17 protein-coding genes are annotated in these 15,701 nt (G+C 58.4%); 16 read left to right on the top strand and 1 reads right to left on the bottom strand.

All coding sequences use genetic code 11. The features are described 5' to 3' along the window. The first annotated feature begins 12 nt into the window (after positions 1–12). The 9 genes from nifK to AC066Y_RS35680 all read left to right on the top strand — a co-directional run bounded on the left by nifK (position 13) and on the right by AC066Y_RS35680 (position 8,467). Positions 13–1,569, top strand: coding sequence for a nitrogenase molybdenum-iron protein subunit beta (nifK, locus tag AC066Y_RS35720; protein ID WP_478277958.1), 1,557 nt, complete (start codon positions 13–15; stop codon positions 1,567–1,569). Between the two features lie 88 nt (positions 1,570–1,657). Continuing rightward, positions 1,658–3,304, top strand: a complete 1,647-nt coding sequence (nifE, locus tag AC066Y_RS35715; RefSeq protein ID WP_478277957.1) for a nitrogenase iron-molybdenum cofactor biosynthesis protein NifE — start codon at positions 1,658–1,660, stop codon at positions 3,302–3,304. A 9-nt stretch (positions 3,305–3,313) separates the two neighbouring features. Beyond that, positions 3,314–4,720, top strand: a complete 1,407-nt coding sequence (gene nifN / locus AC066Y_RS35710; RefSeq protein WP_478277956.1) for a nitrogenase iron-molybdenum cofactor biosynthesis protein NifN — start codon at positions 3,314–3,316, stop codon at positions 4,718–4,720. Continuing rightward, entirely contained in the window at positions 4,717–5,112 is a 396-nt protein-coding gene (gene nifX / locus AC066Y_RS35705; RefSeq protein WP_163154760.1) for a nitrogen fixation protein NifX, read from the top strand. The genes nifN and nifX overlap by 4 nt, the downstream gene beginning before the upstream one ends. A 6-nt stretch (positions 5,113–5,118) precedes the next feature. Beyond that, positions 5,119–5,583 (top strand): NifX-associated nitrogen fixation protein, encoded by a 465-nt coding sequence (locus tag AC066Y_RS35700; RefSeq protein ID WP_478277955.1) that lies wholly within the window; start codon positions 5,119–5,121, stop codon positions 5,581–5,583. A gap of 8 nt (positions 5,584–5,591) precedes the next feature. Then, positions 5,592–5,801 carry a CCE_0567 family metalloprotein gene (locus AC066Y_RS35695; RefSeq protein WP_478277954.1) on the top strand — a complete coding sequence of 70 codons (210 nt, stop codon included), beginning with the start codon at positions 5,592–5,594 and terminating at the stop codon, positions 5,799–5,801. Positions 5,802–5,804: 3 nt separating this feature from the next. After that, positions 5,805–6,104 (top strand): ferredoxin III, nif-specific, encoded by a 300-nt coding sequence (gene fdxB / locus AC066Y_RS35690; RefSeq protein ID WP_456718482.1) that lies wholly within the window; start codon positions 5,805–5,807, stop codon positions 6,102–6,104. 411 nt (positions 6,105–6,515) lie between these two features. Continuing rightward, positions 6,516–7,376 carry a host specificity protein gene (locus AC066Y_RS35685; RefSeq protein ID WP_478277953.1) on the top strand — a complete coding sequence of 287 codons (861 nt, stop codon included), beginning with the start codon at positions 6,516–6,518 and terminating at the stop codon, positions 7,374–7,376. A gap of 695 nt (positions 7,377–8,071) precedes the next feature. Next, positions 8,072–8,467 carry a Rieske (2Fe-2S) protein gene (locus AC066Y_RS35680; RefSeq protein WP_478277952.1) on the top strand — a complete coding sequence of 132 codons (396 nt, stop codon included), beginning with the start codon at positions 8,072–8,074 and terminating at the stop codon, positions 8,465–8,467. 8 nt (positions 8,468–8,475) lie between these two features. On the opposite strand, the gene AC066Y_RS35675 is transcribed toward AC066Y_RS35680, so the two are convergent. After that, a complete protein-coding gene (locus tag AC066Y_RS35675; protein WP_478277951.1) occupies positions 8,476–9,066 on the bottom strand; it encodes a hypothetical protein in 591 nt (196 codons plus the stop codon). A gap of 275 nt (positions 9,067–9,341) precedes the next feature. On the opposite strand from AC066Y_RS35675, the gene AC066Y_RS35670 reads away from it, so the two are divergent. The 7 genes from AC066Y_RS35670 to AC066Y_RS35640 all read left to right on the top strand — a co-directional run bounded on the left by AC066Y_RS35670 (position 9,342) and on the right by AC066Y_RS35640 (position 14,380). Further along, the gene (locus tag AC066Y_RS35670; protein ID WP_478277950.1) at positions 9,342–9,662 is read left to right on the top strand and encodes a HesB/IscA family protein; all 321 of its coding nucleotides are present in this window, start codon (positions 9,342–9,344) and stop codon (positions 9,660–9,662) included. Further along, positions 9,662–9,967 (top strand): NifU family protein, encoded by a 306-nt coding sequence (locus tag AC066Y_RS35665; RefSeq protein ID WP_478277949.1) that lies wholly within the window; start codon positions 9,662–9,664, stop codon positions 9,965–9,967. The genes AC066Y_RS35670 and AC066Y_RS35665 overlap by 1 nt, the downstream gene beginning before the upstream one ends. Continuing rightward, on the top strand, positions 9,919–11,169 hold the full coding sequence (nifS, locus tag AC066Y_RS35660; RefSeq protein ID WP_478277948.1) for a cysteine desulfurase NifS: 1,251 nt from the start codon (positions 9,919–9,921) through the stop codon (positions 11,167–11,169). Before AC066Y_RS35665 ends, nifS begins: the two co-directional genes overlap by 49 nt. Continuing rightward, entirely contained in the window at positions 11,166–11,390 is a 225-nt protein-coding gene (nifT, locus tag AC066Y_RS35655; protein ID WP_456718476.1) for a putative nitrogen fixation protein NifT, read from the top strand. The genes nifS and nifT overlap by 4 nt, the downstream gene beginning before the upstream one ends. Before the next feature lie 14 nt (positions 11,391–11,404). Further along, positions 11,405–12,250 (top strand): SIR2 family NAD-dependent protein deacylase, encoded by an 846-nt coding sequence (locus AC066Y_RS35650; protein WP_478277979.1) that lies wholly within the window; start codon positions 11,405–11,407, stop codon positions 12,248–12,250. A 337-nt stretch (positions 12,251–12,587) separates the two neighbouring features. Next, complete coding sequence (nifB, locus tag AC066Y_RS35645) at positions 12,588–14,147, top strand: nitrogenase cofactor biosynthesis protein NifB (RefSeq protein WP_478277947.1); 1,560 nt, start codon at positions 12,588–12,590, stop codon at positions 14,145–14,147. Positions 14,148–14,155: 8 nt separating this feature from the next. Beyond that, on the top strand, positions 14,156–14,380 hold the full coding sequence (locus tag AC066Y_RS35640; RefSeq protein ID WP_478277946.1) for a 4Fe-4S binding protein: 225 nt from the start codon (positions 14,156–14,158) through the stop codon (positions 14,378–14,380). Positions 14,381–15,701 lie beyond the last annotated feature (1,321 nt).

Here is a 15,701-nt window from a genome sequence, read left to right as displayed (position 1 = left end):
AGGATCTTAATAATGGCGCAAAGTGCCGAGCACGTGCTCGATCATCTCGAACTGTTCCGCGGTCCAGAATACCAGCAGATGCTGGACAAGAAGAAGATGTTCGAGGATCCCCGCGAGCCCGCCGAAGTCGAGCGTATCAAGGAATGGACGAAAACGCCGGAGTACCGCGAGAAGAATTTTGCGCGGGAGGCGCTAACGATAAACCCGGCCAAGGCCTGCCAGCCGCTTGGCGCCGTATTCGCCTCCGTCGGCTTTGAAGGCACGCTGCCTTTCGTTCACGGCTCGCAAGGCTGCGTGGCCTATTATCGCAGCCATTTGTCGCGACACTTCAAGGAGCCGTGTTCCTGCGTCTCTTCGTCGATGACGGAGGACGCTGCTGTATTCGGTGGCCTGAACAACATGATCGACGGGCTCGCCAACAGCTACAACATGTACAAACCCAAGATGATTGCGGTCTCCACGACCTGCATGGCTGAGGTGATCGGCGATGACCTGAACGCCTTCATCAAGACGTCCAAAGAGAAGGGCTCGGTTCCGGCGGAGTTCGACGTGCCGTTCGCCCACACGCCGGCCTTCGTCGGCAGCCACGTCACCGGCTACGACAACGCGCTCAAGGGCATCTTGGAGCATTTTTGGGACGGCAAGGCCGGAACGGTGCCGAAGCTGGAGCGCAGGCCGAACCAGGCCATCAACATCATCGGCGGTTTCGATGGCTATACCGTCGGAAACCTTCGCGAGATCAGGCGCATCCTGGAACTGATGGGAATCCAGCACACCATACTCGCCGACAACTCCGAAGTCTTCGACACCCCGACAGATGGCGAGTTCCGGATGTATGACGGTGGCACCACGCTGGAAGACGCAGCCAACGCCGTTCACGCCAAGGCGACAATCTCCATGCAGGAGTGGTGTACGGAGAAAACGTTGCAATTCGTGGCCGAGCATGGTCAGGATGTCTTGTCCTTCAACTACCCGATTGGCTTATCCGCGACGGATGACTTGCTGGTGGCGTTATCGCGGATCGGCGGCAAGGACATTCCGGAGCAACTCGCACGAGAGCGCGGCCGCTTGGTCGATGCCATCGCCGATTCCAGTGCGCATATCCATGGCAAGAAGTTCGCGATCTATGGTGATCCGGATCTCTGCTACGGGGTAGCTGCCTTTCTGCTCGAACTGGGCGCCGAGCCAACCCATGTGCTTTCCACCAACGGCAACAAGGCATGGCAGACAAAAATGGCGGCGCTGCTTGCAAGCTCGCCGTTTGGGCAGAGCTGCCAAGTCTACCCTGGCCGGGACCTCTGGCACTTGCGCTCGCTCCTATTTACCGAGCCGGTCGATTTTCTGATTGGCAACACGTACGGCAAGTACCTCGAGCGTGACACTGGAACGCCACTGATCCGAATTGGCTTTCCAGTCTTTGATCGGCATCACCATCACCGCTCGCCCGTTTGGGGTTATCAGGGTGGCCTGAATGTGCTGGTCAAGATCCTCGACAAGATCTTCGACGAAATCGACAAGAAGACTAACCTTCTTGGCAAAACCGACTACAGCTTCGACATCATTCGTTGATGACGAATGGTGCACGTGCCATCGCCGAATCCGGCGATGGCACAAACGCATTAAACCTTTCAATTGGCTTCCGCTGAGGGGAAAACGGATGAGTTCGCTGGCGGCCACGGTCCAGAATATCTTCGACGAGCCGGGCTGCGCCAAGAATGGCAGTAAGTCGAAGGCTGATCGCAGGAAGGGCTGCACCAGGCAACTGCAGCCGGGCAGTGCTGCGGGCGGCTGCGCCTTCGACGGTGCCAAGATCGCGCTGCAGCCGTTTACCGATGTCGCTCACTTGGTGCACGGTCCGATTGCGTGCGAAGGCAACTCCTGGGACAATCGCGGCTCGGCGTCGTCTGGCCCAAATCTGTGGCGGACCGCATTCACAACCGACCTGAACGAAACCGATATCGTATTCGGAGGCGAGCAGCGGCTGTGCAAGGCAATCACAGAAATCATCAATAAGTGGGACCCTCCCGCGATCTTCGTCTATCAGACTTGCATCCCGGCGATGATCGGCGACGATATCGATGCGGTTTGCAAGGCTGCGTCTCAAAGGTTCGGCAAGCCAGTTATCCCGATCAATTCCCCAGGGTTCGTTGGCTCCAAAAACCTGGGTAACAAGCTCGCCGGCGAGGCCCTGCTCGAACATGTCATCGGAACGCAGGAGCCGGACTACACAACGCCGTACGACATCAACCTGATCGGAGAATACAACCTGTCAGGAGAGCTCTGGCAAGTGAAGCCATTGCTGGACGAGCTCGGAGTCCGGATTCTTTCCTGCATCTCTGGCGACGGAAAGTATCGCGCGGTCGCTTCTTCTCATCGTGCGCGGGCGGCGATGTTGGTATGCTCAAAATCTATGATCAACGTCGCACGCAAAATGACGGAACGCTACGGGATCCCGTTCTTCGAGGGGTCGTTCTACGGTATCCAGGATTCGAGTGATTCGCTTCGCCAGATCGCCCGCTTATTGGTCGAGCGCGGCGCCCCCCAAGAGTTGCTCGGGCGCACTGATGCGGTGATCGCGCGCGAGGAAACGCGCGCCTGGGCTGCCATCGAACCGTACAAGCCACGATTCAAAGGCAAGAAGGCCTTGTTGATTACCGGCGGCGTCAAGTCATGGTCGGTCGTGGCGGCACTGCAGGAAGCCGGTCTCGAATTGGTCGGAACCAGCGTGAAGAAATCGACCAGGGAGGACAAGGAACGCATCAAGGAGCTGATGGGGCAGGATGCCCAAATGATCGAGGAGATGACGCCGCGCGAAATGTACAGAATGTTGAAAGAAGCGGAAGCGGACATCATGCTGTCGGGCGGCAAATCGCAGTTTGTCGCACTGAAGGCGGCGATGCCCTGGATCGATATCAACCAAGAGCGGTGCCATGCCTATCTGGGCTATCTTGGAATGGTCAAACTGGTGGAGGAGATCGACAAGTCGCTCTCCAATCCGATGTGGGAGCAGCTGCGTCGACCTGCGCCATGGCAGGTCTTGGCGAAGGCGATGGTGCAGATGCGATCACCGCTGGCCGAGATCGCTTGCGATCCTGCGCTCGGCGAAACGGCGCGCCGAGCCAAGGAGATCTGCTCCTGCAACAAGGTCGATCTCGGAACGATCGAGGATGCGATCACCGCGCATGGCTTGATCAGCGTGGAAGCTGTCAGAGAGCACACCAACGCGGTCGGCGGCTGCTGCAATAGACGCATAGAGCGAATCTTGGCGGCCTCGTCATCTGCCCCGCCACAGGCCGCGGAATAGGGAGCTGTTATGGCCCGCGTCACAGCCCCTACTAAATCTTGTGCGGTCAATCCGCTGAAGATGAGCCAGCCGATCGGTGGAGCCTTCGCCTTTATGGGGTTGCGTGGGGCTATGCCGCTTCTGCACGGATCGCAAGGCTGTACATCCTTCGGGCTCACGCTCTTCGTGCGCCATTTCAAGGAAGCAGTACCGCTGCAAACCACCGCTATGAGCGAGGTCGCAACCGTGCTCGGTGGCTACGAGAATCTCGAGCAGGCGATACTCAATATCCACAGCCGAGCCAAGCCAAAGATCGTGGGGATCTGCTCAACCGGGGTTACAGAGACCAATGGCGACGATGTCGATGCCTACCTCAAGCTGATCCGGGACAAGCATCCGCAACTTGCAAAATTGCCGCTGGTCTATGTCTCGACACCAGATTTCAAGGGAGCGTTCCAGGACGGCTGGGCGAAGGCTGTGGCGCGCATTGTGGAGGCATTGGTCGAGGGGCCGGGCGTGAGTGGATTGCGCGACCCGTCCAAGGTGAATGTTCTTCCAGGATGCCACCTCACCCCCGGTGATCTCGACGAACTCCGGACCATCCTGGAGGATTTCGGGTTGCGGCCGTCCTTTTTGCCTGATCTGGCAGGCTCGCTCGATGGGCATATTCCCGATGAGTTTACGCCGACAACCATCGGCGGCATCGACATCGACGAAATTGCCAGCATGGGACGCGCTCAATGGACGATCGCAATTGGCGCACAAATGCGACGCGCGGCGGAGGTCCTGCAGGCCAAGGCCGGCGTGCCATTTCGCCTGTTCGAACGGCTTTGCGGTCTCGATCCCAACGACGAATTTATCACCTTTTTGAGCGAGATCAGCGGGCGGCCCGTACCGGTGAAATATCGGCGGCAGCGTGGCCAGCTCACCGATGCAATGCTGGACGCGCACTTCCATATTGGTGGTCGCAGAGTTGCGATCGCCGCCGAGCCAGACCTCCTGTTCGACCTGTCCAGTACGCTGCATGACATGGGTGCGCAGGTGACCGCAGCAGTGACAACCACACAGTCGGTCGTTATTGAGCGAGTCAAGACCGAGGAAGTCTTCATCGGTGATCTCGAGGATCTCGAGGAACTCGCCAGAACCAAACAATGCGACCTGCTGATCACGCATTCGCATGGCAGGCAGGCGGCGGCTCGGCTGAAAATTCCGTTCTATCGCGCAGGTTTTCCGATGTTCGATCGGCTTGGTGCAGGACACCAGCTATCCGTCGGCTATCGTGGTACGCGCGATATGATCTTCGATATCGCCAATCTCGTGATTGCTGACCGAGAGGAGAACCACCAGCCTACGCCGGATAGCTGGCGGGCTCCGCCCGCACTGCCACGACGAGCCGGCCACAGCTCGAGTGGCGCAGCTGAGAGGTCGACAGCATGAAGGTCGCATTCGCTACGCAAGATCTTAGACGGGTCGATGCACATTTTGGTTGGGCGAAGAATATCGCAATCTATGATGTCGCGCCGGGCGGGCACGTCTTTCTTAAAGCAATTGAGTTTGAGGGCGATCTCAAGGAAGACGGCAACGACGATAAGTTGGCGCCGAAGATCGATGCAATCAAGGATTGTGCAATTCTCTACGTCGCCGCCATCGGCGGTGCTGGTGCCGCGAGGGTGGTGGCCAACAAGATCCATCCTATCAAGGTGAGCAAGCCGGAAAGCATCCTGATGCTGCTTGAAAAGCTTCAGGACGTACTGAAGGGAACGCCACCTCCCTGGCTGCGCAAGGCCATGGCCAAGGACCAGCGCCGCGCGTTTGAGTTCGACGAATGAGGTGAGATGACCGAAGAAATAGTGCGGCAGGGTAGCGGCATCGACGCGCCGTTCCCCATGGAGCTGATCAAGATTTGGCGCGCTCAGGATGCCAACGGCGCCTGGACGAACAAGAGTGATCTCGACCTGCTCGAACCCTACATCTTGGACAAGGAGAAGCGGCGCGCCTTGCCGGTTGTCGGCGATCCCGATCCCGACACGCTGTGGCGGCTTGAGTTGTTCTTCGACGCGGTCGCGCTCTCGATCGAGAGGGTCACCGGCGTGATGGTCCAGCCCATTATGAAGCTGCATCATGAAGGCTTCGGCCGCGTGGTGTTGATCGCAGGGCGCCTTATCGCCGTGAACAAGCAGCTACGCGATGTGCATCGTTTTGGCTTCGTTAATCTCGTAAAGCTTGCACAGGAAGGCGACAAATATGTCAACGACGGAATCGACATGGTTCGCAGATTTCCGGACGTGGCGAACTATTGAGGGCGCTCATGAGTGATCGTGAAGCATTGAAAGCAGAACTGAAGAAGCTGTCAGGAAAGGCGCTGCAAGCCAAAATGGATTTGCACGACCTGTCGGAGGAATTGCCTGTCAACTGGGGCTCGATCATGACGGTGGCGGAGAAGGCGTACGATGCCTATGCCGAACTCGAGCGCAAGAGCCATGATTTGAAGGCGCTGGAAAATAGCCAGAGGGGCTGACTTATGTCATTTGCAGCGCGCGATGGCCGCGAGTGGATACCGGAATACTTGACATCGATCGATGACAAGAAGTGCATCGGTTGTGGGCGCTGTTTCAAGGTGTGCGGTCGAGATGTCATGACTTTGAAGGGAATCAGCGAAGAGGGCGAGCTTGTCGATCTAGACGATGACGCGGACGATGAGATCGAAAAGAAGATCATGGTTCTAAATGATCAGGGCGCCTGCATCGGCTGCGGCGCCTGCGCAAGGGTGTGCCCGGCCAATTGCCAGATCCACACCTCAGTCGGAGCTGAAGTCACGTGAGCGAAGATCGCCTCGTCCAGAAGCAGAGGATAGTGAAATCACATGCGCCACCTGGGCGGGTGACGCGCACGTGATCAGTGAGCTCGCATCTTTGATCAGGCCATCGTGCTCAAACCTCCGAGACTAAGTGACTTGGAAATGATTGATCGGGTATTTTAGTACTGGTCGAGAGCAACAACGTCGAGTGGCACGCCGTTGATCGCCCGTCCGCGAAGGGGCGCGTGGTTCGCCTATTGGGCGGGCCTTACGGTTGCCGAGTCGCTGCCCTTCTTCCGGGGAAGCGGCTTGCCGGCCCCGCAGTGGGCCGGTGCTGCAGTCAGGTTGTGGTCAGCTAGATTCTGTATCCTCATCGGCGGAGCTTGCGCGGCACGAGCTCGATTGCGTGCAATTCGCCGATAGGAGGGCGATCTGATGTATGGCAGAACCGTTGGCTCATCCAGCCAGTCCACAAGCGCTTATCAGGCTGATGATTCGAACGAGGCTGGAGATAGCCCCCGTTTCGCGGAGACAGTTGGCCGCATGGAACGAGGTGGGTCGTCGTCGGGGGCGGCGGCGCCATACTCTCTGCGTTCCGATCCACCCATTATAGAGATCTTCGATCGAGAAGACTTCATGGAGGGCGTGAGGAAATTCCTGGGTCGTGATATCAGGCACATCGCGAGCAACCCGCAAGAGTACTCTCAGTTCGTTTCGGAGAAAGCCGAGCGCGCCGCAACTGTCGCTGGTGGCTATTCCAGCACGTACGATGATCCGGACAAGCCCGCCCGATTTTTCAGCTATCAGCTGGGTGACGAAAGCGTCGGCCTATTAAGAGCGGGAGGCCCGGTCCGGATCAAGGGGGACCAGTTTCGCCAACAGTTCGGACGAAACGACATTACATCGGTCGTAGATCTACGCGTCACTCATCCGTTGGTCGAGAACGCGGGCGATATCCTGCTCGAGCATCAACTGCGAATGGACGGTGACCATCCGTTGGTGTTGTCACGTCCTGCCGTTGAGGAGGTGGAACCCCGTCTGGCAGAAATGGGTTTTGTTCACGTGGGTCGCAATCACTGGGTGCTCGATCCTCACCAGCATCCCGACGTGTGGACGAAGAACGAGAACGACGAGTGGCAGCGAGTAGGTAAGCCAACAAAGTATCTTTCCAAAGTCGAAGATGGCGATAGCAATAGTCAGGAGAGCTTTCAGACGGATTCATCTGACGATGATCCTTCGTATTATTTGGAACGCGCTCTTCGAGGATTGGCGGTTGGGCAAGACGATTCGGAATAATTGGCGCGCGGCGAAACTGATCGGTTTTCGCCATTGCTCGCGCCCGAGCGGAAGTCGTAGCCTTGAAGGGAGCGCGCGTCGCGCTCCCTTGTACTTATCAGGTACCAGTTCGCGAGTTGTTTGGTGGGGTTGGGTCGGCCTAGTGTCATATGTTCGCAGGGCCTGCTCGCCGAGCCAGCAGGGCCTTGGTACGGTTTGGGAGAGGACCTGCTTTAGTCCAGCTTTTGAGCGGCGATCTGATGCAAATGCGAGAACCGATTGCGCTCACGATGTCAGTACTTCCGTTGAATCTGGTATCACTGAACGGGTTGCGAAGTTGGCGATCGTAAAAATCGTTCTGCGACGGCTAGCGCAAGGTGCCCCATCGGGTGTGCGACCAAACGAGCGTTCCAGCATACGATCGAGCGCCTTGTCGGGCTCGTCCAGCAAATGGACGAAATTATCAGTACAATAGAACATCAGTTTTATGGAGACCCCCTGGGAGCACCAATGCGCGTACGCTGGGAAGACGGAATGGATCCCCTACGCCAGGAGCAACGAACTGCGCACGCGCTTGCGATTCTGCTAGCCGGTCAGGTCGTGCGGCACAGCTAAGGCTGCGCGTTGGGCGAAGAGAACGCCGAGCAAAACTCCGACGATTCTTGCAGCACAAGGCACAGCAACACTGCAGAGCCCTTGCGATAGGCGAGCAATGAATGCAGGTAGATGCTATTTACGCGATTTGTGATTTTAACGACATTCCGAGCCGCAAGGCCATGGGATTCCACCTTATGGTCCTCGATCATGACGGCAATCACCGGCCGTGGTCCATCGTTGTGGTACGCTGGGGTAAGAAGGTGCTTGGCTATCTCAATATATGCCCGCACAACGGCGTTGCTTTGGACTGGGAACGAAACGAGTTCTTCGATCCAGAGGGCGTCCGGCTGATGTGCGGCAAACACGGATCCACCTTCGAGCTCGGAACCGGGCTGTGCGTCGATGGTCCGTGTAAGGGCAGAACGCTCACGCCAATCGCCTTGACAGTGCTGGATGGCGATATCTGTGTCGTCGGCGTGCGTCTTGTCGAAGACGATGCGTCCCGGAACGAATGACGTCCGCGTCAGACCGGCCGGTTCTCGTTGCGGTTTTTTACCGGCTCCATCCTTTTTAGCCCGTCCTCGTAGGAAATCTCGTCGTAGGACAGATTGAGAGCCTTCGCCGCGTCAAGGAGGTAGTCAAGCTTGCCGCCCGCATCCAGCTTCTTGAGGTCGTCCTTGTTGAGCCCGACCAGGTCCATCATTTCCTTCCAAACAGTGGACTCATCGCACGGCAGGACGTGGAAGGTAATGCCACCGAGCTTGGTCTGGTATTTTGCCAGCAAATCTATGTTGTTACAGAACAAGAAATAACTGCCCTGTCGGCTTAAGGCACCATCAAGCACGGCCGCGACGTCAGCAAGATAGGCGAAGGAGTGCAGGTAGCCCGCCAGCACCGGAATTGTGCCTTCTCCGTCCTGCGCGACCGTCAGAACCTGTTCGATCGAATAATCCGGCGGCCGCTTCTCGTCCGCGACTTGAGTCTGAAATTTTAGTGCTATGTCGCCGCGAAAGCCAAACCGGCCCGGCTTGGTCGTCCCGCCCTTGAGTACAGCATTGAGCAGGCGGCCCTCCTTCTCAAGTCGACCGAGTGCGGTGTTTTCGATTGCAGTCATTAAATTCGTCCTCGATTTGAGCTTTTCACCGGCGCGCTGGCCGATGCCAGATGCGATGCAAATTGCTTGCCGCCGCCTCTGTAACGACCTCCAGCCGTGCCGCGAAACAAAACACGTATGCGAGAGGCGATCGTCCCAGGCAGCGTTGTCACGAACTCGACACCGGCGCTGAAGCCGACAGATGCGATCAGAAAAAGGTAAGCGGGATCAAGCTGTGCACGCTGGCACATGACTTGCCATTGTCGGGCAGACCTAAGCTCATGAGAGGGTAAGCCATGATCAACCTGACAGATAGCGCAGTGAGTGCCATCAAAGGCGCGATGGCATCATCAATGCAGCCGACCGGCGGCCTGCGCATTATGGTCGAAGCAGGCGGCTGCAATGGGTTCAAATACAAGATGGGCTTGGCCGAGGTGCCGACGCTTGGTGACACCGTGATCGAATGCGGGGGTCTGAAGGTATTTGTCGACAGCAAGAGCCATGAGCATCTGATCGGAACGACCATTGATTTCGTCCTAGAGCCGGATAGTTCCGGATTCACCTTTCAAAACCCGAACGCCATCGCGAGCTGCTCCTGCGGCAAATCGTTCAGCTGATGAAGAAGAAGCATCGCAGCATGCTGGCCGAACCGGAACGAGTATGCCAATCGTCGGCCGCAGCGGGAGAGCTTCGCATTCGCGACGCTATCGGACAGATGCGAGCGGATCTGCATGGCGATCGTGGTGGCTGTCGGCTCATCCGGACCAATAGGCACAGGATCATCGTCAGTCTGACCGGCGCATCCGCGTTCTGTAAGCTTCCTAGACTGACGCTGGACCGCATTCAGACGAGGCTGGTCAACGGGGTCGGCGAATGCGTTCGTCTCGTCCCGATTGCGGCTGTCGGCGAGGCGCTGAATTGAGCGGAACTCAAGTGCCGATTTACCTCGACAACAATGCAACGACGCGGACCGATCCATCCGTTGTGCAAGCCATGTTGCCGTTCTTCACAGAGCAATTCGGCAACGCTTCATCCACGCATGTCTTTGGCGGCGAGGTCGCAGTCGCCTTGAAGCAGGCCCGGGGTAGCTTACGGGGTTTGCTAGGCTGCGCATACGATCATGAGATCGTTTTCACCTCGGGAGGGACCGAGGCCAACAATGCCGCGATTCTCTCTGCGCTTGCGACCCAGGAAGGCCGCGACGAGATCGTCACCACCTCGGTCGAGCACTCTGCCGTTCTTGCGGTAACCGAGCAATTGGCGGCAAGCGGAGTCAAGACGCATGTCGTACCGGTAGATGCCCGCGGCCGGCTCGATATCGAGGCGTTTCGCAGCGCGCTCGGGCCACGCACAGCGATTGCCTCCGTTATGTGGGCTAACAACGAGACTGGCACGATATTTCCTGTAGAGTTTCTTGCGGGGTTGACCCATGAGGCGGGCGCGCTGTTTCACACCGATGCGGTCCAGGTCGTCGGCAAGATGCGCGTAGACCTTAAGGATAGTGCGATCGACATGCTGTCGCTATCCGCGCACAAACTGCATGGTCCCAAAGGCATCGGCGCGCTATATCTGCGCAAAGGGACAAGTTTCCGGCCGCTGATCTGGGGCGGATCCCAGGAACGACGGCGCCGCGGCGGAACGGAGAATATTCCCGCAATCGTCGGCCTTGGAAAGGCTGCAGAGCTCGCGGCGGAGCGGCTTGAACCGGAGCGCGTTCGCATTGCTGCGTTGCGCGACCGCCTGGAGCAGGGGATACTGCACATTGGTCAGTGCATTGCGCTCGGCGATATCAGCAACCGGCTGGCGAACACGACCAATATTGCCTTCGACCATCTCGAAGGCGAAGCGATCGCCCATCATCTCAATCGAGCCGGTATTGCTGTGTCGCTCGGATCAGCCTGTAACGCGGGCTCGATGGAGCCATCGCACGTCTTGCGGGCCATGCAGGTGCCGGCGTGGAGCATGCGTGGCGCGGTGCGCTTCTCGCTATCGCGAGAAACCTCATTTGCAGAGGTCGACGAGGTCGTGTGCGCCGTGTCTGACATCGTCGCTCGCCTGCGCGCCGCTTCGCGGGAGACGGCCCGCTTGGCCAGCCATGGTTCACAGTCAAGGAGTTCAATGTGAAAATCATGATCCGCCGGTCTCCAGAGGCAGGCCTGTCGATCTACGTACCAAAGAAAGATCTCGAAGAGCCGATCATTGAGTCCGAGTATGAGACGCTCTGGGGTGGGTGGATCAAAATAGCCAACGGTTGGGTACTCGATTTGCCCAAGATGGCGAGCGATACAAAATTACCAATCACAATCGACGCCAAAAAACGAGGAGCGGACGGAGAGGGTCAGTGAAGGGGCCTCGGCGGATCGACTTGGTCGATGCAGCTGAGGCTAGGACCATTCTCGTCGACATCGCTGCCGGGTTAAGGGCTGCGCGCGTGGTGCCCTATCTCGGTCCTGGCCTCACCGAACTGTCCAGATCCAATGTGCCGACCTCGCCCGAGGCGCTGGCCGACTTCTTCGCCCGCAAGGTTGCGCTGCCCCGGCGGGCCAAAGGCAATGCATGGGCATCGGCGCAGCATATCGAGGTCAGCAAACATCGCTCTACGCTGACGACAATGATGGTGCAGGCCTTCGCTCGGCTAACGCAGCCGACGCCGTTACATCATCATTTCGCGTCCCTGTCGCTTCCCGTCATCGTCGATGCGTGGTACGATGGCGCAATGCGCGCCGCGCTGGGCAAGTGCGAGGGCTGGGGTGAAGTTCAGGGCATTACCCGTGCCGGCATTGGCGAGAATCGTTGGTACCGCTTCTATGATTTCTCTGGCCAAGAGGTCGACAGTGCCGTGGCCGGTAGCTGGGCGACGGTGCTCTATAAGCCGCATGGCAGCGTGCATCCAGCCAACAACTTCCTGATCTCCGATGCTGACTATGTCGAGGCCTTGACCGAGATCGACATTCAGACGCCAATTCCGGACTTCATCAAGGAACGGCGGAGCGGACGGGCCTTTCTCTTCATCGGCTGCCGCTTTAACGACCAGCTGTTGCGCGGCTATGCGCGGCAGATTATCAAGCGCTCGGGCGGCGCCCACTATGCGATCGTCGATCCGGACACGCTGTCGCGCAACGAGCTCCGTTTTCTACTCGAACAAGGTCTGGCGCCGCTTGCGATTCGGCTCCCTTGCGCGGTTGAGATACTGCTCACCCGTTAGATGTGTGAAGCTCGATTGCCCAGCTGGTATCGCCAGCTGTGAGAGTGCGCGACGCACGAAAGGCCCGCTCAAATGGAGCCGGGTGTTGCGCGTGCTTTGACACCATCATTGATGCGCCAGCGCGCGGAGCTCTGAGTGAGGATGAGGACGTGTCTGTCGCATTCTTAACAAGCGTATCATTGCCGCTCTTACATGTCTCAACGTCGGCCGGGCCCGCTAACGCTATAACATACTAACAAAATGTCTTCTTCTGCGCCGTGGCATGTGAGTTGCTACGCCTCGTCTTGAGGCTCGCTCACGGATGGTCCTGGGAAGCCAATGTGCGGGAAAAAAGAGAATGAACGCGGTCGTGGGGGGCGGAGGATACGCCAAAGCTGCGCTGGATAACGGCACGATGATGCAGTCTGCCGCCGAGCATAAGGGCTGTCGCACCGCAGCCAAGACCGCTCAGGCAGGCTGCGGGTCACGGACAAGCCAAGGCGATCTGCCGAGCGAAATCTGGGAAAAGGTGAAGAACCATCCCTGCTACAGCGAAGAGGCGCATCATCATTACGCCCGAATGCATGTGGCGGTCGCGCCAGCCTGTAACATCCAGTGCAATTACTGCAACCGCAAATATGACTGCGCCAATGAATCTCGCCCGGGCGTGGTGAGCGAGAAGCTCACCCCCGAGCAGGCGGTGAGAAAAGTGCTCGTGGTCGCGACCACCATTCCGCAGATGACCGTGCTCGGAATCGCTGGTCCCGGCGATGCTCTCGCCAATCCGGAAAAGACGTTCAAGACATTCGAACTGGTCGCCAAGGCGGCGCCCGACATCAAGCTGTGTCTGTCGACCAACGGACTGGCTCTGCCGCACCATATTGACACGATCGTCAGGTCAAAAATCGACCACGTCACCATCACTATCAACGCGATCGATCCCGAAATCGGCGCCAAGATCTATCCCTGGATCTTCTTCAACCATAAACGCTACACCGGCATCGACGCGGCGAGGATACTCACCGACCGTCAGTTGCAAGGGCTGGAGATGCTTAGCGAACGGGGTATCCTGTGCAAGGTCAACTCGGTGATGATCCCCCACATCAACGATCAGCACCTGGTCGAGGTCAACAAGGCGGTGAAGGCGCGCGGTGCCTTCCTTCACAATATCATGCCGCTGATCTCCGCGCCTGAGTACGGCACAGTGTTTGGCCTAAACGGTCAGCGGGGGCCGACGGCGCAGGAATTGAAGACGCTGCAGGATGCTTGTGAAGAGAAGATGAACATGATGCGGCATTGTCGCCAGTGCCGCGCTGATGCGGTCGGACTGATCGGAGAGGATCGCAGCGCAGAGTTCAGTACCGATCAGATCATGAAAATGGACGTCAAATACGACCTTGGCACGCGCAAGGCTTATCAAGACAGGGTGGAGGACGAGCGTGCCGCCAGCGTCGTGGCCCACCAACAAGAGCTTGCACAGTTCGCCGGCGAGACAAGCGCGATCACGGTTCTGGTGGCGGTCGCAACCAAGGGCTCAGGACTCATCAACGAGCACTTTGGGCATGCCAAGGAATTCCAAGTATACGAACTTTCAACATCCGGCGCCAAATTCATCGGTCACCGTCGCGTCGACGTCTACTGCCAGGACGGTTATGGCGAGGAAGACAGGCTTTCGACCATCATTCGTGGCATCCAGGACTGCCATGCGGTGTTCGTGGCCAAGATCGGTAGCTGCCCAAAAAGCAACCTGATCAAGGCCGGGATCGAGCCGGTTGATCAATACGCGCATGAGTTCATCGAGAAGTCGACGATCGCCTGGTTCAGGTCCTATCTCGACAAGGTGAAGAGCGGCGATGTCCAGCATGAGAAGCGCGGCGACGCGGCGATCCGCCAGGGAGCTCTGATCTCTGCGGCGTAAGGGGGTATATGCCATTCAAGATCATCGCCTCTCAGTGTACCAGCTGCTCAGCTTGCGAACCCTTATGCCCGAACGCTGCCATCTCGGAAAAGGGAGGAAGCTTTGTCATCGAAGCGACGAAATGCACCGAATGTGTTGGCCATTTCGACGAGCCGCAATGCGCCGCGGCCTGTCCGGTCGACAATACCTGCGCAATTGACACCTCGTTGCCCCGCTATCAGGCGCCAGGCTAGGACGCGAGCTTCCATGAACGGCATGCCAAGAGCTGGGGCTGTGAACTTTGCAAGCTTCGTGCGGCGCGTTGTCAGCACCGCAGGTCTCGACCTTCGCACCTCCGTTCGCGAAGGCGGCTGCTCAGGATGTCCCTGCGATCGTGCTGTTGCTCGCCGGCAGCGGAGCGTCGGCCGGCATTTGATTTGGCGCGGCGCGCCAAAAACGCCTCTCAACTCCGAGCGTAGGCTTCTAGGCAGCGCGGGTATCGTTGATGTGACTGACGAGGCCACGCCGACCGGCGCATGCCCGGCGGGATCAGCCGTACCGAGCCGCAACATCGCGGAATGCGCCGGACGAGCGAAGCTGCCGATGACCTTCGAGGCAGCAGCCAAGTCGCCATCTGCCGGTCAGGGAGCGCTGATCGCGCGTACTTTCGGCGAAGTCGCGTGCCAAGGCTGGCGAATGGTGAACGCAGCTGATGCTGCTCGAGATCCCGCCGATCTCATCATGCCGCGGTTGCATCCCAACGTGCTGAAGGACTTCACCGGCCTCCCGATATTTCTCGGCAATCTGGAAGAAGGGGCAAGGCCGCGACCAAGCTGTTCGAACTCGAACCGGCTGACACGATCGGTGCCGAATCGTTCGCGGACGTTCTGGAGCGGAGGAGCCAATCCGATGATCGATCACATTGGCGAGGCCGCCCATCACTCAAGTTACAGTACCTGCGCTCGTCCGTCGCGCAGAAAAGCATGCGACTGCCGGTGTTCGGCTATTTGCGCAAATGATCGTGCCGGCAACGTCTCCAGCACTTTTTCCAGCGGAATCCCGCGCTCAGCAACGGCGGCACTTGGCGCGCAGACGTCGAGGTCCGAGCGATCGTGTCCACGCAGGGTAATGCCATTGTCTTATCGTCGATGCTTGATGGCCATAGAAGCCTCGTCGTCCAAGCAGGAACATCGTTTCATACGGCGAAATGATGCCGATGCTGACCGACAAGGAGCTGGCGGCGCCCTCGCGCGCCACTTCGCCCCGCAGCTCCGCAATCAATCGGTTTGCGCTGAGGACGTCCAGTTCCGTCACATCGTGCCGCGTCGCGCTGCCGTTGCGGGGCTACTTGGTGTAGCTACGGGCCAATACGCTAGAGCGCGGCTAGATATCGCTGAACGGCTGTCACTCAAGGCACGAACTGCCCTACAGCGACATCCTGATCAGCACGTCGACATGAACTGGCGAACCGAATTGCGGTGGGCGAATCGGCTGAGTGCGGCGGGGGATGAGCACAATCGTGTCTCCTGGTCAGGCCGGGCAGCATCCCTGCATGGTCTACCAACGAGCGATGCA

The organism is Bradyrhizobium sp. USDA3010 (assembly GCF_056429065.1).
The sequence above is the reverse complement of the archived record's forward strand: the minus strand, read 5'-3'. Positions and strand labels throughout refer to the sequence as shown.